A 22,625-nucleotide genomic window follows, 5' to 3' on the forward strand; every position below is an offset into this window, starting at 1 on the left:
GGGATATACGAATGATGGATTTGTCTGCCTACCGTGACATCTTTATCGAAGAACTGAATGATCAATTGGAACGTATGGATCAGTCTTTATTGGCATTGGAGCTTTCGCCTTCTGTAGAACTGGTTCAGACGCTGTTTCGGGCAGCCCATACCATCAAGGGATCGGCATCCACAATGGATTTTCGTGAATTAAGCGACCTCACGCATGAAGTGGAGTATGCTCTTGAATGGGTCCGGGAGAAGAAACCAGAGATGACTTCGGAGCTAATTGATACGTTATTCCGCTCTTTGGACGCCATGAAGGTGCTTCGTGATCAGTACATCCGTGGGGAAGCCTATGGAGACTTTCGAGCGGTAGTTCGAGAAATAAAAGATCTAATTCAAACCCCGGCAATCGTCGGAAAACTTGTAACACCTCAATTGCAACCAGCGGAATCGATTGTGGCACAGGTAGCTATTGTGTCAGGCAAGCAACTATTGTCCATTCATATTGTGCTAGAGCAGAAGTGCATGATGAAAGCGGCCAGATATCATATTTTACGACAACGCATTGAGGACATATGTGGTACGGTTGTTGCAACTTCTCTCATGGAGAGCCAACCGGGCGCGCAGAATGAAGATGATCATTATGGTCAGTTCATCATCATCGTAGCAACGTCGAAGGACCCACAGCAGCTTAAGACAGAGCTGTCTTCAGACTCGGATATTCATATGCTGGAGATTGAACCATATCTGCTGGAATCCAATGAGGTTGCAGCGACTTCTGCACCACTTGAATTAATCTCTGAAACAGAGCAAACGAAACCAAGCGTGACTACCACAGCTACAACGGGTCCGGAAGAGAAAGTGAAAACGGCTCAACCTACGGTTCGCGTGAGTGTTGAACGTCTGGATCATTTGATGAATTTGGTTGGAGAGCTTTTAATCGATCAGACATCCCTCGCAGATCTTAGTGGATCGGGTGCACGTAAGGAACCTTCCTCACTCATCCAGAGTATAAGTGGTGTATCTGATCATATGGGCAGGGTGATCAAAGAGCTTCAAGAAGGTGTCATGAAGACACGGATGTTACCCATTGATCAACTACTTAGTCGCTTCCCGAGATTGGTTCGTGACCTATCGCAGAAGCTGGGTAAGGATCTGGAACTGGTTATTCAAGGTGGAGAGACTGAGCTTGACCGGATGATTATTGAAGAATTGAGTGACCCGCTGATCCATCTCATCCGCAACAGTGCAGATCATGGCATTGAAAGTGCAGAGGTTCGGGCGGAGCACGGTAAGCCGTCCAAAGGACGTATTACATTAACTTCGTTTCATGAAGAAAATCATGTTGTCATTCGTTATTCAGATGATGGTAAAGGTATCGATGGTGAGAAGATCAAAACTTCCGCCTTGGGCAAAGGTATCATTAGTGAGGAACAGGCTGCACGACTAACAACACAGGAAGCTGTACATCTCATATTTGAGCCTGGTTTCTCCACAGCTTCTTCTGTCAGTGAAGTATCGGGGCGGGGCGTTGGAATGGACATCGTGCGTAGCCAGATCGGGCGGCTCAACGGTATCATTGATATTGATACGGAGGTTGGTGTTGGCACCACGTTTACGATTCGTCTACCACTCACATTGGCGATTATTAAAGGTCTGTTAGTTAAAGTATCGGGCCGTGTGTTGATTTTGCCAATGTATAATGTTGCTGAGATTGTTCGAATTTCACCTGAAGATATTCAGATGATTCAGGGGCAACAAGCGATCCTGAATCATGGACGAATTGTACCTTTTCACCGACTGTGCGACAGGCTCAACTATCCACGAACGGACCGTAAATCCAAAACCATTCCACTGGTGATCGTGCGTTCCGTTGACAAAATTGCAGCATACGCAGTAGATGAGATTATAGGAAATCAGGAAGTCGTTATTAAGACGCTAGGTACGTATCTGGGAGCGATGAACCATCTTTCTGGCGCAACGATTCTCGGTAATGGTAAGGTTGCCCTTATATTGGACGCGTCCTATCTGGTGAGTCTTTAATCGTTAGATAAACACAAATTTTTATGCAGGCCAAAGAGCCTCATCATCCATAACTGGACGGTGGGGCTCTTTGTTGTACCTTTTGACATTGAGGACACTCAGGCTTTGAAAATGAGATCCATGAACCGGTTGGCTGCCAGAGAAATTGGCATATTGCGTTTGGTCATAATTCCCACGTGGGAAGGGGGGAGCGGAACATCAAGCTGAATTTCGAAGAGAGAACCTTCCTCCAGCTCTTTGGAGATGAACTCACGTGTGACATAGGAAATCCCCAGTCCTCGACGCGCAAACTCAATCAACAGATCAACGCTACCAACCTCAATCTCAGGTTTCAACGTGTAATTATAGCTGTTAAACAACTCGGTTATAGCCATCCGAACCCGGCTGTTCCGGGAGAAGAGGATCAGTTGATGCTCCAGAAGCATCTCAAGTGTCATGACTTTACCCTTCAACTGAGCATAACGTTCCCCAGCTACAAAACAGTCCTTCAACTGAATGCTTTCTCTCACTTCGAGCTGTGGATCAACAATGGGCATGCGAACAACACCAAGATCGATCTTGCCTTCTTTCAGAAAGGTGATGACTTCCGGCGTAGTTCCATGACTCAGATGTAGCTTGATGTTAGGGTACAAGGTGTGGAATTCCTCTAGATACGCCAGCATGTAATGTTTGAACAGGGAGTCACTGCCACCAATCCGGAGTTCACCATTGTCGAGATTCTTCAGTGCGGCCATTTTTTCTTCCGCAAGTGAGATCAGAATCTGGGATTGTTCAATATAGGAGTACAGACTGGCACCTTCCTGTGTCAGCGCTACACCCTTGGAATTTCGATAAAACAAGGTGAGACCAAAGCTCTCTTCCAATTGCTTAATGGCATGACTGACGCTGGGTTGAGTGATATACAGTGCTTTCGCAGCCTGTGTCAAACTTCCCGTTTTGGCGGCCCAATAAAAGACTTTATATAGTTCGTAATTTGTTGTCATAGATGTGGTCTATAGCTCCTGTGAAATATATTAATTACTTGTATAGCTATAAAACGTATTATAGTGTAACTACAACAAAGAAACCAGAGTTACTTGGAAGGAGAACGGTGAGATGGAACCAACTACCATTGTTTTATTTGGTGCTACTGGCGATTTAGCCAAAAGAAAAATATATCCTGCCTTATATAACTTATATCTTGAGCAGAAGCTTCCTGAAACCTTCTCATTGATTGGTCTGGGGCGTAGAGAGTGGTCTGATGAATTCTTTCAGGCTCAAGTGGAAAAATCATTACATGAATTTTCCAGACGCCAGGCTGATCCTGAAGTTGTGAAGTCATTTGTGAAAGCTTTTCGCTACAGTGTATTGAATATAAGCCATAAGGAAGATTATATAAAGCTGTTGGGATTAGTTGAACAAAGAGAAGCTGAGCTTGGCATTCCGTCCAATCGCTTGTTTTATCTCTCGGTTGGTCCGGAATTTTTCGAACCGATTGCCGAGAATATTCAAGAAAGTGGGCTGGGTTCCACAGAGGGCTGGAAACGCCTCGTCATCGAGAAGCCATTTGGTCACGATCTACAATCCGCCCGAGACCTTAATCGCAAATTAAGCGAATCGTTCACGGAGGAAGAGATTTATCGGATTGACCATTATTTGGGCAAACCGATGGTACAGCGCCTGGAGACGTTGCATCAGAGTAACCCAATCATGAAGGCGTTATGGAACAACCGTTACATCTCCAATGTGCAAATTACGGCGAATGAGACTGTAGGTGTCGAAGAACGTGCATCCTATTATGATCATGTTGGTGCAGTGCGAGACATGTTCCAGAATCATATGTTGCAATTGCTCATGATGATGGCGATCCAGCTTCCATATAACAGTACTTCCGAAAAAGTTGGATTGAAGAAAAAGCACATTATGGAATCGATCCAGCCGTTACAAAAACAAACTGTGGGCGCAAACATCATCCGTGGACAGTATGCAGCAGGTAACATTCAAGGTAAACCGGTAAATGCTTATACGGCTGAACCGGGTGTAGCCGAGAATACGATGAATGACACATTCATTGCTGCCAAATTGCAAATTGATGATTTCTTCTGGCGTGGTGTTCCGTTTTACATTCGCACGGGTAAAAGAATGAAGGAGAAATCAACACGTATCGTGATTGAATTCAAAGAACCTTCTGGACAGACAAATGTGCTGAAAAACAAGGGTTCCAAACCAAACCTTCTCGTCATTGAGATGAGTCCGGATCAGAGCATGACTTTGCAACTGAATGCAAGTGATCCTGAGAATAAAGGTGAATTCAAACCGGTTCATATAGATCTTTCTCCGGATAAAGGTGACCTCGCGGAAGCTTACGAGAATCTGATTCGTGATGCTTTGCTGGGTGATCCAACATTCTTTGCCCACTGGGATGAAGTAGAATTGTCCTGGGCATGGGTGCAGCCAATTCTGGATGCATTCCAGGAAAATCTCTTGCCACTTCACCTGTATCCTGCGGGTAGTTATGGACCGGCTGAATCAGATGTTATGCTTGAAGAAGATGGTCACCACTGGTGGTTTGATGAGCCGGCGGATCAGGAGTCTGTAGTTACAAATAGCATACCCTTGGCGGTTAATGCAAATCTCTAAACCAAAATAAAAAAATATATCTGGAGGTAATTTAATCATGAAATTTTTTATCGATACAGCTAACGTGGAAGATATCCAAAAAGCATACAAAATCGGCGTATTGTCTGGCGTAACAACAAACCCATCTTTGGTAGCCAAAGAAGGCGTAAAATTCGAAGATCGTATTGAAGAAATCTTGCGTTTGGTACCTGAAGTGGAGTCCGTTTCTGCGGAAGTGACACCAGATGCCCTTACTGCTGAAGAAATGATCGCGCAAGCAGAAGAATTGATCAAAATTAACAACAGTGACAAAAACATCACGATCAAATTGCCAATGACACTTGCAGGACTTGAAGCTTGCCGTTACTTGACCAAAAAAGGCGTGAAAACCAACGTAACGTTGATCTTCACTGTGAACCAGGCGCTTCTGGCTGCTCGTGCTGGTGCGACATATGTATCTCCATTCCTGGGACGTCTTGATGATATCTCCGAAGATGGCGTACAATTGGTTACCAAAATTGCTGAATTGTTCCGTACACATAACCTGGATGCACAGATTATTGCGGCTTCTGTAAGACATCCGGATCACGTTACACGTGTAGCGATGGCTGGAGCACATATTGCAACTGTTCCATTCTCCGTCATTGAACAGATCTCCAAACACCCGCTGACAGATCAAGGTATGGACAAATTTGCAGCGGACTGGAAAAAAACAGTACAATAATCACTGAACATATATTCGTTTCAGATTAAAATAAAACTATATAAATCATGGAGCATTGGGAGGACATAATGAGTAAACAACAGATTGGTGTTATTGGATTGGCAGTAATGGGTAAAAACCTGGCTTTGAATATTGAAAGCAAAGGTTTCTCGGTATCGGTATTTAACCGTTCCCCTGAGAAAACGAACGATCTTCTGAAAGAAGCAGAAGGTAAAAACCTGACAGGTGCGTTCACTATTGAAGAATTCGTGGAATCCCTGGAATCTCCGCGTAAAATTCTGATCATGGTGCAAGCAGGTAAAGCAACAGATGCAACGATCGAGCAACTGCTTCCTCATCTGGATCAAGGCGACATTATTATCGATGGAGGTAATGCTTACTTCCCTGACACACAACGTCGCAGTAAAGAACTGGAAGAAAAAGGTTTCCGCTTCATCGGAGCAGGTGTATCCGGTGGTGAAGAAGGCGCCCTGAAAGGCCCGGCAATCATGCCAGGCGGTCAGGAAAGTGCTTATCAGTTGGTAGAACCGATCCTGACAGCGATCTCTGCCAAAGTTGGCGATGACGCTTGCAGCACATATATCGGACCAGACGGTGCCGGACACTATGTGAAAATGGTGCATAACGGTATCGAGTACGGAGATATGCAGTTGATTGGTGAAGCTTATCACTTGCTCAAATCCGTATTGAACGTTTCCGTTGAAGAGTTACATGAGATCTTCACCGAGTGGAATCAAGGGGAGCTAGACAGCTACCTGATCGAAATCACGGCAGATATCTTCTCCAAATACGATCCAGAAACAGGCAAACCAATGGTTGACGTTATTCTGGACGCGGCTGGACAAAAAGGAACAGGTAAATGGACAAGCCAAAGCGCGCTGGATCTCGGCGTACCATTGTCCATGATTACAGAATCCGTATTCTCCCGTTTCCTGTCTGCCATGAAGGACGAGCGTGTTGCAGCTAGCAAAATCCTCAATGGACCAGCGACTGAAGCATTCTCTGGCGACAAAAAAGCGTTCATCGAGAACGTGCGTAAAGCATTGTTTGCAAGTAAAATCGTATCCTATGCACAAGGATTTGCCCAAATGCGTGCAGCTTCCGACGAGTATGGCTGGGATCTGAAATACGGCAACATTGCCATGATCTTCCGTGGCGGATGTATCATCCGTTCGCAATTCCTGCAAAATATCAAAGAAGCTTATGATAAGGATGCAGCTCTGAAAAACTTGCTCTTGGATCCTTACTTCCAAAACATCGTTGAGTCTTATCAAGGTGCATGGCGTGAAGTTATAGCGGCTGCTGTAAAACAAGGTATTCCGGTACCTGGCTTCTCCAGCGCTCTTTCTTACTACGACAGCTACCGTACAGAGCGTTTGCCAGCAAACTTGCTGCAAGCACAACGTGACTACTTCGGCGCTCACACATTCAAACGTGTGGACAAAGAAGGTTCATTCCACTTCCAGTGGATGGACACTAACGAGTAATATCAGTTCCGAATATATAGCATTCTTGCAGTTATTCATGAATTCAACTTCATGGTACCTGCAAGGGTGCTTTTTCTCGTTAACGGTTCGAATTTGAATATCATCAAATTGTAATAAAATGTACGAATCTGGGTTGGGCAAACAGATGATCTGACTCTTCAACTACGTTATACTTGTTCAGACGGAACTACATCCGTGATGAAAATTCGGAATACAACTTATTGACGTGGAGGTTAGACCGGGCATGTTTGTATTAGCAGGTATATTGTTTTTGGTCGTATACGGTTTATTAGTGTTCTACATAGGCTGGAGTGGTTGGAGTTGGATGAAACCAGTCGTGTCCGCCAGATTTCGATGGTTTTATATTATAGCGCTTGTATTCCTTGCTGTTTCCTTCATTTTGGCACGTGTGTTTGGAAGTATCTCGTTTCTCAGTATCATCGGTTCTTACTGGCTGGCGATCTTCTCGTTGTTATTGCTAATCCTGCCAGTCGTTCACCTGACGATGTGGTTGCTGAGATTAACCCGTATCCCGAGACATCACACTCAGAAATGGGCAGGTGTTGTTACACTGGTATTGTTGGTGTCTACAATGAGTTATGGAATTTTCAACGCTTACAGCCCGGTAGTGAGAACATATAATATCCAGATTGATAAAAAAGTAGATGGTGTAGACAAGCTCAACATTGTCATGGCTGCCGATATGCACTTCGGACTTCTATCTGGCCCTGCACATGCCAAACGCATGGTAGAGGAGATTAATGCACTGAAGCCGGATCTGGTGCTGTATCCTGGAGATATTATTGATGACAATCTGGATATGTACCTCAATAGCGGAATCGCGGATATTATCAGTGACATTCAGGCTCCATACGGTGTCTATGCTTCTCTCGGGAATCACGATAAGTTCGATGGTCCGATTGAAGATCTGATTGCTGCGCTGGAGAAGAGCAACATGCAAGTTCTGTACGATGACAAAATCGTTTTGGATGACAAGATCACCCTCATTGGTCGGAAAGATCGCACAGAGAAGGATCGTGCAGAAGTAGCTACTTTAATGCAAGGTACTGACTTGAACCAACCGGTGCTTATGATGGATCACCAGCCGTATGATCTGGATATTGCGGAACAGAACAATGTAGATCTGGTGGTATCCGGTCACACCCACCGTGGTCAAATTGCACCGGCTCAGTTCATCACACAGGCTATTTACGAGAATGATTGGGGTTATCTGCAAAAAGGTTCTATGCACTCCATCGTAACCTCAGGATTTGGCTTCTGGGGACCTCCAATTCGTACTAGTAGTCGTTCGGAGATTGTACAGATTAATGTGACGTTTCAACAATAATGAAAGGCCCTTCGAAAGAAGGGCCTTTTAATAACTATAGTTTTACCATTTTCTTGGATTTGAAGTTCCATTCGTAAACTTCCCCTGTGTACATGTGTATGTAGTAAAGGCCATAAGTTACTTCATATGTTTCTCTGTCTGAGTATGAACGCATTACATAATAATTTCCGTCTTTTGGTTCCTCATCAACAGTTAGACTATACATTTCGATTTCTTTTTTTATTTTTTTATATAACAGTTCAAACGCTTGATTCCCTGTTAATTTAATTAATGGTTGTTTGCCGATGTACAGATTGTTTGACTTTAAAGCTACGTTCTCACCGAGTGCAGTACTTATACTTCTAACTGGTACATATGTAGTGTTGTTATAGGTTATTGCATTAGCTGTCAACTTCTTTGTTCCGTCTACATAAATATTTACTTTCTGTAGTAAAGCTTTTATTGGCGTTCCTGATGCTGCATAAGCTGTAACTCCTGTAAGCATTGATCCAATTGTGATACCAATGAGTAATCCTTTTACTTTGTCCCTCACGAATAAATCCCCTTTATCTAAAATTACTTCCTACAATTAAATCATTTCTCTATTTAAGGTGAAAAATCCTTCAAAACATTTACTTTAGTTATAATCTCATTCAATTCAAGCGATGAGTCGTTGGGAATATTTCGTTTGAAACTGCATCAACATGTGAATACTTAAACATATGTGCCCTTAAACGTGGAAGCATAGGGAAATGACTCATGTAAGGGAATGAAGTGGAATCGCAGTAGTAGTATTTTTGGGTTGACACCGTTTTCAGGTTATGATAAATTATATCCGAGGCTTGTTACCGGTAATGCGGGCAAAACCACTATGGAAATGATTTTATTATTTCTGTTTTGGTTTTGCCCTTTTTTATTCCTCAAAAAAAACCAGGTGGGTCCATAATGATTATTAAACAGATATTTAATAACAATATTGTCAGTACCGTGGATGACAAAAATCAGGAACTACTGATCCTCGGCCGGGGTATCGGATTTAAGTTCAAAGCAGGCGATGAGATTGATGAAGAGCGGATTGAGAAGGTATTTCGTCTTCAGGATGCATCGATTTATGAGAAATTCAAATCCATCGTAGCTGAAGTGCCGATTGAGATTCTGCAGGCAACAGATGATATTGTGACACTGGCACGAACGCAATTGAACAAAACCATCAGTGACGGGATCTATGTCTCGCTTTCTGATCACATTCACTTTGCTGTTCAACGCTTGGAAAAAGGAATGATTACTCGTAATCCACTTTCTTGGGAAGTTCAGCACTTCTATAAGGCGGAGTATGATGTGGCCAGAGAAGCACTGACCTTGCTGAAGGAAAGACTGGATATTGAGTTTCCCAAAGATGAAATCTGTAATATTGCCTTACATTTCATCAATGCGGAAGTCAATGATTCCATGAACGATGTCACCCATCTGATGCAGCTGTTGCAGGAGATTATGAATATCATTAAATATCACTTCAACGTCGAATTGGATGAAGATAGCGTCAACTATTTCCGCTTCATCACCCATTTGAAATATTTCTGTCAGCGTGTAATTACCCATTCTTCACATGATGATGCTGAGGAGTATTTATATGAAGTGGTTCGGAAAAACTATCCGGAGACATTCAAATGTATTGGCAAGATCGAGACTTTTATCCATAAGAACTATCAGTATGACATGACTCACTCTGAGCAGTTATATCTAACGCTCCATCTGGAACGTTTGATGAAAACCAAGCGGGACGAAAAGTCCACGCAATAGAATCAAATCACAACTGGATATCCTATGGGCTTGTTACTGTTCAATCAGGCAATACCCGAATGAGATGGCGCCATCAATATGCGCTAGATTCGTTCGGGTATTTTTTATTGGAAAAATGAGGAGGAAAACATCATGAAACATCAGGAAACGGCGCAGGAAATCATTAAAGCCGTTGGGGGAACAAACAATATTAACTCGGTGTATCACTGCGTTACTCGACTGCGCTTTGATCTGAAAGACAACGAGAAAGTTGATAACGGCTCACTCAAGAAATTGGATAAGGTCATGGGAACGAATGTTTCCGGTGATCAATTCCAGGTCATTATCGGTAATGACGTGTCGAAAGTATTCGACGCTATGGTGAAGGAAAATCCGGCAATCCAGCAAACTACAGAAAACAAAGAGCCAAAATCGGATAAAAAACAAAATGTCGTGCTGAAAATTTTTGAAACAATCGCAGGTGTCTTTGCTCCGATGCTTCCAGCGATTACTGCGGCAGGTATGCTCAAAGGATTACTTGCACTATTCGTGTCCGTAGGTTGGATGTCTGCCGGAACAGATACGTATCGTATTCTTTCAGCCATCGGTGACGGCGTATTCCACTACCTGCCTTTACTGATTGCAGTCAGCGCTGCTCGTAAATTCGGCAGTAACCCGTTTGTTGCGATTGCACTAGGTACGGCACTCATGTATCCAGACATGACAGCATTGTTATCTAGCGGTGAATCGGTTGGATTTTTGGGAATCCCGGTTACAGCAGTAAGTTATGCTTCATCGGTTATCCCGATTCTTCTTGCAGTATGGTTGATGTCTTATGTTGAGAAATGGGTTGACCGTGTTATCCCTGCTGCACTCAAGCTATTGCTTGTGCCGCTGATTACTTTGCTTGTTATGGTTCCAGTGACGCTGATTGCAATTGGTCCATTGGGTACATTTGTAGGTAGCGGATTGTCTGGTGGCATCAACTGGCTGCTGAATGAAGGCGGATTGATTGCAGGTATTGTTCTTGGCGGCGCGATGGCGCTCATTATTATGACAGGAATGCACTATGCACTTGTGCCAATCATTCTGAGTAATATCGCTACACTGGGCTTTGATAAATTCTTGCCATTGACCTTTATCTCCAATATGGGTCAGGCTGGTGCAACACTCGGCGTATTCTTCCGGGCAAAAGATAAAAAACTTAAAACCGTGGCATTGTCAACGAGCTTCACCGCACTCATGGGTGTAACGGAGCCGGCTATGTACGGGGTTAACATGAAGTATAAAAAACCATTTGCCGCAGCGATGATTGGTAGTGCAGTGGGTGGCGGATTCGCCCTTGCTTTTGGCGCGAAAGCATATGTACTTGCGGGTAACGGTGGTCTCCCAGGACTTCCTTCCCTAATCGGACAGACCTTCTGGTACTCCTTTGGGGGCATGATTTTGGCCTTTATCGTGGGTGCAATCATGTCTACGATATTTGGTATCAAAGAAGAAGAAGGAGACGCTGAGGCGTTAGCTCAATTCTCACCGGGTGCTTCTACAGCACCAGCGAAAGTTGTTTCCAACGAAGCTGCAACCGTAAATGTGGACGACATGGGCGATCCAACTCCAACGAGTGATGCAGTAGCTGTTGCACCGATGACAGGAAAATCCATCCCGCTCAAAGAAGTCAACGATCCAACATTTGGTGATGAATTGATGGGTAAAGGTGTGGCATTTGTTCCAACGGTGGGCGAATTGGTTTCTCCAGTGACAGGTACCATCATGAATGTCTTCAAAACGAAACATGCGATCGTTGTCCGCAGTGATAACGGAATGGAATTGTTGATTCATGTTGGAATTAACACGGTGAAGCTGCGTGGACAGTATTTTGATGCACATGTTGCTACAGGAGCACGTGTACAGGCTGGAGACAAGTTACTCACATTTGAACTGGCCGAGATTGCAAAAGAATACGACATCACAACCGCTATGGTTGTTACCAATACGGCTGATTACAAGCAGGTTCTACCTGTGAAATTGGGCGAAATCACGATGGGTGAAGACGTATTGAAAGCTGAGATCTAAACTGTCCGTCTTAGGACTAACAATATCAACAAAAGAAGGAGAGATACGAATGATTAATCGACAAGGGTTCCCGGAAGGTTTTCTATGGGGCGGCGCTATTGCCGCTAACCAGGCTGAAGGTGGATTTGACGCTGGTGGCAAAGGATGGTCGACAGCCGACATGGTTCCTTATTTTGAAAAAAAGGATTATACCAACCTTAGAGAACTGATGCATGTTACCAGTGCAACGGTTGAGAAAGCAATGTCACATCATAGTGCAGAAGGTTATCCGAAGCGTTACGGGATTGATTTTTACCATCGTTTCAAAGAAGATATTGCACTCTTCGCAGAGCTGGGCTTCAAGACATTCCGTCTGTCCATCAACTGGCCGCGTATTTTCCCGAATGGTTATGATGCCGAGCCAAATGAAGAGGGACTGCGCTTCTATGACGAAGTGTTCGATGAACTCCGTAAATACGATATTGAACCGCTTGTAACCCTCTCGCATTATGAGATGCCTATGGCGCTTGTCCTCAAATATAACGGCTGGGCTGGTCGTGAAGTGATTGGACATTTTGTAAGATATGCGGAAACCGTGATGACCCGATACAAGGACAAAGTCAAATACTGGTTGACGTTTAATGAGATTAACACAACCATTATTGAACCGTTCACAGGTGGCGGTATTATTGAAGACCGGGTTGAAAACACGATGCAGGCTTCTTATCAGGCACTTCATCATCAATTTGTAGCCAGCAGCCTGGTAACAGAAAAGGCACGTCAGATTAACCCGAACTTCCAGATCGGATGTATGCTTGCGCGTATGATACACTACCCGGCGACGTCGAAGCCAGAGGATGTGCTGCAAGCTCAGATCGATAATCAACTCAACCTGCTGCATACGGATGTACAAGTTCGTGGTAGTTATCCAACGTTTATGGCTCGGTACTGGGCAGAGAACGGGATTACCATTGCCATGGAACAAGGAGATGAGCAGATCCTGCGTGAGCACACGGTTGATTTCATCTCATTCAGTTATTACACATCCTTGGTGTCCGCAGTGAACCCAGAGGAATATGGAGTAACTGGAGGTAACCTGTACAGTACGATTAAGAATCCGAATCTGGAGCGTACGGAATGGGGCTGGCAGCTTGATCCGATCGGTCTGCGCGTTGCATTGAAAGAGCTGTATGACCGTTATCAACTGCCATTGTTTGTGGTAGAGAACGGCCTTGGCGCGAAAGATACGGTTGAGGCAGATGGTTCCATCAACGATGATTACCGTATTGATTATCTGAGAAAACATATTACACAAATGAAAGAAGCCGTTATGGATGGTGTGGACCTGATGGGATATACCAACTGGGGAGCGATTGATATCATCAGTGCATCCACTTCGGAAATGTCCAAGCGTTATGGCGTAATCTACGTGGATCAGGATGACAACGGACAAGGCACATTGAATCGGTATAAGAAAAAGAGCTTTGGCTGGTACCAAAAAGTCATTGCCTCCAATGGTGAGAACTTGGAATAGATCAACCTATACAGGCACCCCGGACGTAGCTGGTATTACGGCGCCGGGGCGCCTTTTTAATATAATCAGGTGGAATTCTCATCAACGCTATTGGAATTTTAAGGTAAAAAAGATGACTGCATAACATTCTGGATGGTATACTGTGATCGTATTGGGGGAGGGATAACCATGAAGAAGCCTATTATTGCTGTAGATATGGATGACACGATATGTCATCTGGTCAAGCGGGCTATATATCACAACAACCTCAACTTCCCGACCCATCCGTTGCGCTATGAGGATATGATTCATTGGGATACATCCCATTTGCGTCATCCAGAGAGCACGCACGATGTATTTTATGGTCGGCCGGGTCTGTTCGAGGAATTGGAGTTATACGACGAGTATGTAGTAAATGAGATGCGAAAGCTGAACGATGCTTATGATGTTATTGTTGTGACGGCAGCAGAACCAAGAACAGTTGTTGAGAAGTGGAACTGGCTTCAGCAGCACATGCCTTTTATAACGGCTGAACAGTTTATTACATGTAAAAGAAAAAACTTGCTCGGATTCGATCTGCTCATTGATGATGGAGCACATAATCTGATTCCCGCCCATGAGGACGGCAAAAAGGTCATCTGTATCCCACATCCGTGGAATATACAGGAGCGTGAGCGATACAACTTTCCGTTGATGTCTTCATGGAAAGAGGCCAAGGCATACATAGATGAAGTGTTACAGGTTGTTGGTGTCTGAAAGCCTTATTGTCCAGAGTGCTGTGCTCTGGATTTTTTGCGATAGGCGAGAGGTGTTTCGCCTGTTATTTTTTTGAATGCACCATAGAATGAATCCATATCCCGATATCCGACCAGCTCGGCAATCAGGCTGATTTTGTGCTGTGAACTCTTTAGAACTTCGCAGCTTTTTTGTATACGCAGGTGTTGCAGGTAGCTGCTAAAGGTCTGTCCGGTATGTCGCAGAAACATTCGGCCAATCTGTTTTTCGCTAAAGCCCGATACACGTACTAAATCAGACATTCGGATTCGGTCGCTAACGTGTTGCTTGAGATAGTGAAGGATGTAATCAAAACCGGTGGAATGATTCTCTTCATCATGATCCTTTTGACAAAGTTGCCTGTAGGTCATCAATACCAACTGGCTCACCAGGGTGTATAACATGGTAGACGAACCGATTCCCGGAACGGAGGATTCACGGTACAGCTTCACCATTAGTTCTTCAATCCGGTCGTTGTGATCCACAACAGATATATAAGGAACCTGATTTTGTGCCAGATCCATCAGATGTTGAATGATTTCTTTTTCCTGAATGACGGATGTCAGGGTGTTGATCAATTCAGCATTAAATAAGCAATTATATAGAATTAACGGATGCTCGGTTACGTTTGTACTCACAGGACGAAAGACATGAGGAACGCCGACAGGAATAACAAACAGCATCCCCTTTGTCACCGGAATGACATCTTCACCGATATGATGAAAGCCCTTTCCTTCGGCAACATAACTATACTCAATAAAATCATGTGCGTGAAAAGGAAGCACAAAATCTTCAGAGCAACGATTGACGAAAAGTTGCAGATGATTATGCAGAAAGTATTCGCTTTTCATGAGTTGTACAGATGAATTCACAAGCAACCTCCTCACACAAATGGCTGAATCACCGGATGAAATAGTCCTGATTACCGGGTATTTAGGGCAACAGGATCGATATAATTATATCGTAACCCCGAATGGGAAGCCAAGATGGAAAGGACGATCTGCTAATGTTCAACGTGAGGCACCTTCGCTGTGAGTATAGAATCAATCCGATAGGCCTTGATGTAAAATCACCGAGATTAAGCTGGCAGTTGCAGTCTGATCGTCGGAACTGCATGCAATCCGCATACCAGATTCAGCTGTCATTGACGGAAGGTTTTGATGGGATTGTATGGGATTCAGGCAAGATTAGCACGGATCAATCCATACATGTGGAATTAAAACATTTTCAGCCTTCTCCGCGAACGCGATACTACTACCGGATTCGGGCATGGGATGATGCAGGAAGTGATTCCGGTTGGTCCGAAACGACCTTTTTCGAGATGGGACTTATGGATAGTCATAACAAGTGGCAAGCAGAATGGATCACAGCTCAACCATCAGATGATGGAGATACGTCATGCCCACGTATGCGCAAGCAGTTTAATGTGAAACAACCTGTTACGTCTGCCAGAATATATGTAACAGCACTTGGATTATACGAGTTGCATATGAACAACACAAGAGTAGGAGAAGATTATTTTACACCTGGCTGGACCTCTTATCGTAAGCGATTACAATATCAAACTTATGATGTTACCCACCTGCTTCAGGATGGACAGAATACATTAGGTGCTAATCTGGGAGATGGCTGGTACCGAGGGTATCTTGGCTGGAATAAAGAAAGGGAGATATTCGGTTCAACATCCGCATTGCTGCTGGAATTGCACATAAAATACGCAGATGGTTCGGAGGAATCTATTTTATCTAACGGGGATTGGACGGCGGCTCCAAGTGCCATTCGTATGTCGGACATCTATATGGGGGAGACGTATGATGCACGAATGGAGTCCGATTGGTCGGATTCATCTGAAGTGAATTGGTTACCCGTAAACGTATTGGAGCACCCGAAAGGTATCATCGTTGCGCAGGAGAACGTACCCGTCACCCAAGTCGAACAGTTACAGCCAATTGCTTTGCTGACAACTCCACAGGGAGATCGTGTAATAGACATGGGGCAGAATATGGTGGGATGGGTGAGATTCAGCATTCAAGGTAAGGCGGGTCAGACGGTTGAGCTGCACCATGCTGAGATCTTGGATCATGAAGGCAACTTTTACACCGATAATCTTCGCGCCGCCAAGCAGTGTATTCGCTACACCTGCAAGGGGGATGGCGTGGAAACATTTGAACCGCATTTTACATTCCAAGGCTTTCGCTATGTGAAGCTGGTTGGCTTCCCGGAACACGTTCGTCTGGATGAATTCACCGGAATAGTGCTGCACTCAAATATGGAGCAAACAGGTCAGTTCTCATGCTCCAGTCCACTGGTGAACCAACTGCATCACAATATATTGTGGGGGCAAAAGGGGAATTTCCTGGATGTGCCGACAGACTGTCCACAGAGGGATGAACGGCTCGGATGGACGGGTGATGCACAGATGTTTGTCCGCACATCTTCCTACCTGATGAATACGGCTCCCTTCTTCACCAAATGGCTACGGGATCTGGAAGCGGATCAGGGAGAAGATGGCGGTATTCCTTTCTTCGTTCCGGATCTGAGAAGTTCCACGTCAGAAGGATGGGGAGACACCAGTCATTCCTCCGCCGCTTGGGGTGATGCAGCCGTCATCTGTCCATGGACCATCTATGAGATGTATGGGGATGCCAGATTACTGGCCGAGCAATATGAGAGTATGAAGCGGTGGGTCGAATACATTCACGTGCAGGGTGACAATCCGTATCTGTGGAACACGGGATTTCACTTTGGCGATTGGCTGGGACTGGACTCCAAGCCCGATAGTTATGTCGGCGCAACGGACACGGACTATGTGGCGACTGCATTCTATGCCTATTCGGTTGCGTTAACTCAAAAAGCGGCTGAGGTACTTGGAAAGACAGACGATGCTGAATATTACAAGCAGTTGCATACAAACATTGTTCATGCGTTTCGAAATGAATTCGTGACTCCAGCTGGGAAAATCGCTGTTCCAACGCAAACAGCGCATGTTCTTGCACTCCAGTTTGACCTGCTGGACGCCACTGCCCGAACTCGTGCAGTTGAACAATTGGAGAAACTTGTGAGAGAGGCAGGGAATCATCTTACTACAGGCTTTGTGGGCACACCTTATCTGAATCCGGTACTGAGTGATGCGGGACTTCACGACCTGGCTTATACATTACTTTTTCAAGAAGATTATCCGTCCTGGTTATATCAGGTGACTCAAGGCGCAACGACTGTCTGGGAACATTGGGATGGGATCAAAGAGGATGGAAGTCTCTGGAGTGCTGATATGAACTCATTTAACCACTATGCGTACGGTGCGATTGGAGAATGGCTGTATCGTTATGTTGCTGGCATTCGGTCCGATGAACATCAGCCAGGATTCCGAATGGTGCATATAGAGCCGCAACCCGGACCTGAACTGGATTGGGTAGAAGCGAGTCTGGAGACGATGTATGGTCAAGTTGCTTCAAGCTGGCACCGACTGGCGGAGGGTGAAATGGAGATTCGGGTGCATATTCCCGCCAACACAAGAGGTACGGTACGTCTTCCTGGAGCAGGTGCACAGATCATTCTGGAGCAAGGGAACCCGTTGGATCAGGTAAGTGAAGTCGAGAATATTCAAAGTATTGGAGACGATGTTGAAGTCACACTTGGATCTGGGAGTTACCAATTCACGTACAAAGACACGGATACGAAGAATGAACGGGGTGTTCAGGAGGCAACATTGACAGAGTCCGTATAATGATAGAAAAAGCGATAAGAGGTACACTTGAAGAGGATCTGCACACGCAGGTCCTTTTTGGAACTTGTCTGAGAGTGAATTTGTAGTATTTGAACAATGAAAGGAGCATGACCATGGCAGAACCTGCATTCAAAGATGTACCTTTGCGCCGCGAAATAGAGGATTTGGCTAAGCAACAAGATCACCATACATTGGCCTGTTGGGCTACGGAGTGTGCGGCACGTGTCTTGCCTATATTTGAGGCGTACCAGTTGGAGGATCTCCGCGCCCGTGATGCCATTAATGCAGGAAGAGGTTGGATCCGTGGAGAGATTACCATGGTTGATGCTCGAAAGGCGGCTTTTGCAGCTCATGCTGCTGCACGGGAAGCCGATAATATCGCTGCCTCTGCTGCATCTCGTGCGGCGGGACACGCAGCTGCAACGGCCCATGTCAAAGGCCATGCGGTGCATGCCGCAACGTATGCAGTGAAAGCTATCTTTTATGACTGTTTGATGGAAGAGCAAGAACGTCGTGTCCTGGAAGAGAGAACGTGGCAATATCAATATCTGTTGGGAGGAAATACGGGTCATGGGGAAAGAACACGTTAGATTAATTAAACCATCACGAGCATACAAGGATGCGTATTTGGCATTTTATGAAGACTGGGTCAAAAGTGGAGAATTGATGGTACCTTGGGTCATTTCCAAAGATCCTTATGCGTTCGATGAGATGTTGGCGTTTTTGCAGCGCAATGAACAAGGGATTGACATCCCGGAAGGCTGGGTCAAAGACAGTACATACTGGCTGGTCACGGAGAGTCAACAAATTGTGGGTGCCGTGAATATAAGGCATGAGCTTAACGACAAATTGTTCAACAGTGGAGGACATATTGGATATGGTATTTGTCCAGGAGAACGACACAATGGTTATGGTTCAGAAATTCTCAGGCTTTCTTTAGAGAAAACGATAGAACTTGGAATCTCCAAAGTATTGGTCGTATGCGATGCGGTTAATGAGCCTTCCAGAAGGGTTATCCTTCGAAATGGTGGCATTCGGGATGAAGACTATGTGGAGTCCGATGGCAACGTTGTTGAACGATTCTGGATAGAAAATGTCGAATAATGAAGAATAATGATGTAATATAACGAAAATAATATGGATTATGATTGTATTACCCTCGTGTGCTGATTAAAATGAAGCATAGAATCTGGATTGCGGCCGGAAACTATCATCCCATATCAGGCACAAGTGAGGTTATCTTTATGAATCAACCGGTTAATCGGCCCCGGCGTATTGAGTATCTGGATCTCTATCGTGCTTTTGCCATCATGGCAGTGGTAGCCATCCATGCGACTTCAACAGCAGTTGCGCATTACCCCAAACACACGTTAGATCATGATGTGTATTACTTCTGGAACACGTTCCTGCAATTTGCCGTTCCAGCGTTTCTGTTCCTGTCATCCCTGGTCTTATTCTACAACTACAGCTCCAAGGTGAATGAGAAGGGTTGGATGCTCGCTTTTTATAAAAAGCGTTTATTCTATGTATTTGTACCCTATGTAGTGTGGTCCCTTATCTATTTTGCCATTAAACAGCTGCTTGCGGGCAAAGAACCTTTGACTCATGGTGTTCAATTTGCCAAACAATTAGTGATGGGAACCGCTCATACACACTTGTACTTTTTTCTGATTATTCTTCAATTCTATATCGTTTTTCCATGGCTTCTGTCCCTGACTCGCTATCGTTTTTTTAATCGTTATTTGCCATTATTCTTTATTGCGGGTCAAGCGATCTTCTATGCACTACATTTGCAGTTTCACTTCGAACGAACAGGAAGTTTGTTACCCAGTTATCTGATCGTGATTGGTTTTGGCGCATGGGTTGGGCTGAACTTTGAGTGGGCATTGAATAAACTGTATACTCACCGTTACGTGCTTATAGCTGCGTTGTTGAGCGGAGGTGCCATTTTTATATATGGTAATGCTTATATCAAAACCGCTTTTGCTGCATACCCGGTGGTAACCTATACCGTGCTGTTCCTGTTCCGAAATCTATTTACGTTGTCAGCCTGCTTGCTCCTACTGATCTTTAGTGAACGAATCGGCACAGGAAAACATACTGAAGTTCGTAAAGCTACGCATGTTCTGGACTCCTTGGGTACAGTTGCGTTCGGTGTGTTTTTAATGCACCCACTTGTGCTGCTCTTCTGGAGACGTGAATTCACAGATGAACTGGCTCGGCATTTCAGCCTGGGTATCATTCTATCTTATATTGTCGCGCTCCTGATCTCATGGATCTGCGCGATGGGATTGCGCCGGATGAAGTGGGGATGGGTACTGATTGGACGTTAAGTTAAAATAAACATATTTCATTTAAGATAAGAGATTTCAAGGCCCCGAGCGTTGAGGGAATCACTTGAAACCTCTTTTTTATTTGTCCTAAAGAAGGTATCATAGAGTTTAATGTCCATAAAATTGAATTAATGGAATGCACACTACCTTGTCAGGAGTGATCGAATGAAATTGGTGATTATTTTTGGTCCGCAGGCTGTGGGCAAAATGACGGTTGGGCAAGAACTGGAGAAGATAACAAAGCTTAAATTGTTTCATAACCATATGACCATTGAATTGGTGTCTCCTTATTTCAGCTATGGTACACCACAAGGCAAAAGACTGGTGAGTCTGTTCCGGCAGGAGATTTTTGAAGAAGTGGCAAAGAGTGATTTGCCGGGTTTGATTTTTACTTTTGTATGGGCGTTTGATTTGGCGAAAGACGGAGAGTACATTCGTCAAATCAGGGAGTTATTCGAATCTAATGGAGGACAGGTCTGTTATGTGGAACTGGAGGCTGATCCATCGGAAAGACTGGAGCGTAACAAGAGTCCGCATCGGCTGCTGCATAAGCCAACAAAACGTGACATCGCGTGGTCTGAGCGAGATTTGCTTGATACGATGAAGAAATATCGACTGAACTCGGAAGCAGAAGAAATCACGCATGAACACTACATACGGATCGATAACACACATAAGAGCCCGGATGAAGTGGCACAGTTAATCCAGGAACGCTTTAATTTGTAATCTGAGAAACGTCTAACTTAGCAAAGTAGATACTTTATATGAGAGGGGCACTATATATGTATTTTGTTATATTTTTGCTCATAGGACTTGTTTTATGTTATCTGATCCCATTCGGTCCAATACTGGCCGGGGGCATTGTTTTCGCACTTGTGATAGATCATTACCGTCAGACGATGCATATGCGTGAAGATATCCGAGACATCAAGAATCATCTGGGGTTAATGAACAAAGGCGAGGCGAAAGAGTACGAGATGGATAAAGAATACACTCAAGTTGATCGTTTGGATCTAGAAGAAATGGACACGATTAATCGAAGAATTGAAGCGGAACTGGAGAAAGAAAGCAAAAAACATTAAACCATAAATCCTTGTAAAATAATTCATGTTTTGCACACTCCTGTGAGTATATTTACCTAGATCGGGAGTCATGCTAATTCGATATTAACTTTTTGTTGCACTGTGTAGAAATTTGTAATATTATGAGGGAAGCGCGTACAACATATCGGGTTGTAACTGTTGAATCAGGCAAAGCCGTATACCTTGAGAAAAGGGATTGGTTTGTCTTTTTCTGTATATTGGAGTGATAAAGTGAAAATCGAGAAGGTGCTGAACAATAATGCTGTAGTTGCAATGAATGACGAACAGGAAGTTATTATCATTGGCCGGGGGATTGCTTATCAGAAGCGGGCGGGTGATATGGTTTCCGAGCAGCATATCGACAAGATATTTACTTTACAGAATGAAGATATTCAGGAAAACTTCAAGGCATTAATCTCAAGCATTCCTCTGGAATACATGAAAGTATCCGAGGAAATCATCGCTTACGCCAAGCTAAAACTTGGAAAGAAATTAAATGAGAGCATTTACTTACATCTCACAGACCATATTCACTTTGCCATTGAGCGGTATCGCAAGAATCTGCCCATACGCAACGGCTTAATCTGGGAGACAAAGCAGTTATACAAAGAGGAATATGAAGTCGGAATGGAAGCGCTCAATATGATCTGTGATCAGTTTGGTGTGATCTTGCCCGAGGACGAAGCCGGTTTTATGGCACTTCACTTTGTCAATGCAGCTTTGAATGAGGAAATGCCCAACATCAAGAGTATGACGCAGGTCATGCAGGAAATCTTGACAATCATCAAGTATCATTTCAAGATTGATTTTGATGAGAACTCACTGACATTTTATCGCTTTGTGACGCATTTGAAGTTTTTCGCCCAACGTTTGGTGAAGGGAAAACATTACAAGAGCAACAACGATGATGAACTGTTTCTGATGATTCAGAAAAAGTATCCAGCAGCGCACAAGTGCTCGGAGAAAATCAAGAAATTCATTGAAAGCAACTACACGTATCAACTAACTGACGAAGAAATGATGTACTTAACGATTCATATTGAGAGAGTTGTGAATGCAACTTCTGAATAATCCCATAGATCAGCTTGCAGGGTTGCAACCACTAGGGCAAAACCTGAACGCTTGAATGACAGAACATACCGTTAACCGGATGTTCCGTACATTCAGATGTTCAGGTTTTTTTATTCTCTCCAATATGCTTC

At 44.3% G+C, this 22,625-nt stretch carries 19 protein-coding genes; 16 read left to right on the forward strand and 3 right to left on the reverse strand.

Translation table 11 applies throughout. The features are described 5' to 3' along the window. The first annotated feature begins 11 nt into the window (after positions 1-11). Positions 12-2,027 carry a chemotaxis protein CheA gene (locus NSQ38_RS17445; protein WP_339783150.1) on the forward strand — a complete coding sequence of 672 codons (2,016 nt, stop codon included), beginning with the start codon at positions 12-14 and terminating at the stop codon, positions 2,025-2,027. 98 nt (positions 2,028-2,125) lie between these two features. Here NSQ38_RS17445 and NSQ38_RS17450 read toward each other — a convergent pair whose 3' ends face one another. After that, entirely contained in the window at positions 2,126-3,010 is an 885-nt protein-coding gene (locus NSQ38_RS17450; RefSeq protein ID WP_076328475.1) for a LysR family transcriptional regulator, read from the reverse strand. Positions 3,011-3,122: 112 nt separating this feature from the next. Here NSQ38_RS17450 and zwf point away from each other — a divergent pair, with 112 nt between their 5' ends. The 4 genes from zwf (at position 3,123) to NSQ38_RS17470 (ending at position 8,184) form a co-directional block, all read left to right on the forward strand. Continuing rightward, positions 3,123-4,646, forward strand: coding sequence for a glucose-6-phosphate dehydrogenase (gene zwf / locus NSQ38_RS17455; RefSeq protein WP_339783152.1), 1,524 nt, complete (start codon positions 3,123-3,125; stop codon positions 4,644-4,646). 37 nt (positions 4,647-4,683) lie between these two features. Then, positions 4,684-5,349, forward strand: coding sequence for a fructose-6-phosphate aldolase (gene fsa / locus NSQ38_RS17460; protein WP_062835043.1), 666 nt, complete (start codon positions 4,684-4,686; stop codon positions 5,347-5,349). 68 nt (positions 5,350-5,417) lie between these two features. Beyond that, positions 5,418-6,836, forward strand: a complete 1,419-nt coding sequence (gene gndA, locus NSQ38_RS17465; RefSeq protein WP_289389573.1) for an NADP-dependent phosphogluconate dehydrogenase — start codon at positions 5,418-5,420, stop codon at positions 6,834-6,836. Between the two features lie 244 nt (positions 6,837-7,080). After that, the gene (locus tag NSQ38_RS17470; RefSeq protein WP_339783154.1) at positions 7,081-8,184 is read left to right on the forward strand and encodes a metallophosphoesterase; all 1,104 of its coding nucleotides are present in this window, start codon (positions 7,081-7,083) and stop codon (positions 8,182-8,184) included. Between the two features lie 34 nt (positions 8,185-8,218). On the opposite strand, the gene NSQ38_RS17475 is transcribed toward NSQ38_RS17470, so the two are convergent. After that, the gene (locus NSQ38_RS17475; protein WP_339783155.1) at positions 8,219-8,716 is read right to left on the reverse strand and encodes a stalk domain-containing protein; all 498 of its coding nucleotides are present in this window, start codon (positions 8,714-8,716) and stop codon (positions 8,219-8,221) included. A 392-nt stretch (positions 8,717-9,108) separates the two neighbouring features. Here NSQ38_RS17475 and NSQ38_RS17480 point away from each other — a divergent pair, with 392 nt between their 5' ends. The 4 genes from NSQ38_RS17480 to NSQ38_RS17495 all read left to right on the forward strand — a co-directional run bounded on the left by NSQ38_RS17480 (position 9,109) and on the right by NSQ38_RS17495 (position 14,263). Continuing rightward, the gene (locus tag NSQ38_RS17480; protein WP_036613466.1) at positions 9,109-9,963 is read left to right on the forward strand and encodes a PRD domain-containing protein; all 855 of its coding nucleotides are present in this window, start codon (positions 9,109-9,111) and stop codon (positions 9,961-9,963) included. 132 nt (positions 9,964-10,095) lie between these two features. Continuing rightward, positions 10,096-12,015, forward strand: coding sequence for a beta-glucoside-specific PTS transporter subunit IIABC (locus NSQ38_RS17485; protein ID WP_339783156.1), 1,920 nt, complete (start codon positions 10,096-10,098; stop codon positions 12,013-12,015). Positions 12,016-12,064: 49 nt separating this feature from the next. Then, positions 12,065-13,528: a 6-phospho-beta-glucosidase gene (gene ascB, locus NSQ38_RS17490; protein ID WP_339783157.1), complete on the forward strand. Its 1,464-nt coding sequence runs from the start codon at positions 12,065-12,067 to the stop codon at positions 13,526-13,528. 168 nt (positions 13,529-13,696) lie between these two features. Beyond that, positions 13,697-14,263 carry a hypothetical protein gene (locus NSQ38_RS17495; protein ID WP_339783158.1) on the forward strand — a complete coding sequence of 189 codons (567 nt, stop codon included), beginning with the start codon at positions 13,697-13,699 and terminating at the stop codon, positions 14,261-14,263. Positions 14,264-14,268: 5 nt separating this feature from the next. Here the strand turns inward: NSQ38_RS17495 and NSQ38_RS17500 are convergent, their stop codons facing one another. After that, on the reverse strand, positions 14,269-15,153 hold the full coding sequence (locus NSQ38_RS17500; protein ID WP_339783160.1) for an AraC family transcriptional regulator: 885 nt from the start codon (positions 15,151-15,153) through the stop codon (positions 14,269-14,271). Between the two features lie 242 nt (positions 15,154-15,395). Between NSQ38_RS17500 and NSQ38_RS17505 the strand changes: the two genes are divergently transcribed. The 7 genes from NSQ38_RS17505 (at position 15,396) to NSQ38_RS17535 (ending at position 22,494) form a co-directional block, all read left to right on the forward strand. Continuing rightward, positions 15,396-18,008, forward strand: coding sequence for a family 78 glycoside hydrolase catalytic domain (locus tag NSQ38_RS17505; protein ID WP_339783162.1), 2,613 nt, complete (start codon positions 15,396-15,398; stop codon positions 18,006-18,008). 113 nt (positions 18,009-18,121) lie between these two features. Beyond that, positions 18,122-18,598 (forward strand): putative immunity protein, encoded by a 477-nt coding sequence (locus tag NSQ38_RS17510; RefSeq protein ID WP_339783163.1) that lies wholly within the window; start codon positions 18,122-18,124, stop codon positions 18,596-18,598. Then, positions 18,579-19,112 (forward strand): GNAT family N-acetyltransferase, encoded by a 534-nt coding sequence (locus NSQ38_RS17515; RefSeq protein WP_339783165.1) that lies wholly within the window; start codon positions 18,579-18,581, stop codon positions 19,110-19,112. Before NSQ38_RS17510 ends, NSQ38_RS17515 begins: the two co-directional genes overlap by 20 nt. Before the next feature lie 71 nt (positions 19,113-19,183). Continuing rightward, positions 19,184-20,341, forward strand: a complete 1,158-nt coding sequence (locus NSQ38_RS17520; RefSeq protein WP_339783167.1) for an acyltransferase — start codon at positions 19,184-19,186, stop codon at positions 20,339-20,341. Between the two features lie 165 nt (positions 20,342-20,506). Continuing rightward, complete coding sequence (locus tag NSQ38_RS17525; protein WP_339783169.1) at positions 20,507-21,067, forward strand: AAA family ATPase; 561 nt, start codon at positions 20,507-20,509, stop codon at positions 21,065-21,067. A 56-nt stretch (positions 21,068-21,123) separates the two neighbouring features. Continuing rightward, complete coding sequence (locus tag NSQ38_RS17530) at positions 21,124-21,423, forward strand: hypothetical protein (RefSeq protein ID WP_339783171.1); 300 nt, start codon at positions 21,124-21,126, stop codon at positions 21,421-21,423. Between the two features lie 231 nt (positions 21,424-21,654). After that, complete coding sequence (locus tag NSQ38_RS17535) at positions 21,655-22,494, forward strand: PRD domain-containing protein (RefSeq protein WP_091034839.1); 840 nt, start codon at positions 21,655-21,657, stop codon at positions 22,492-22,494. Positions 22,495-22,625: the final 131 nt, after the last annotated feature.

The organism is Paenibacillus sp. FSL R7-0313 (assembly GCF_037969885.1).
Lineage (GTDB): Bacteria > Bacillota > Bacilli > Paenibacillales > Paenibacillaceae > Paenibacillus.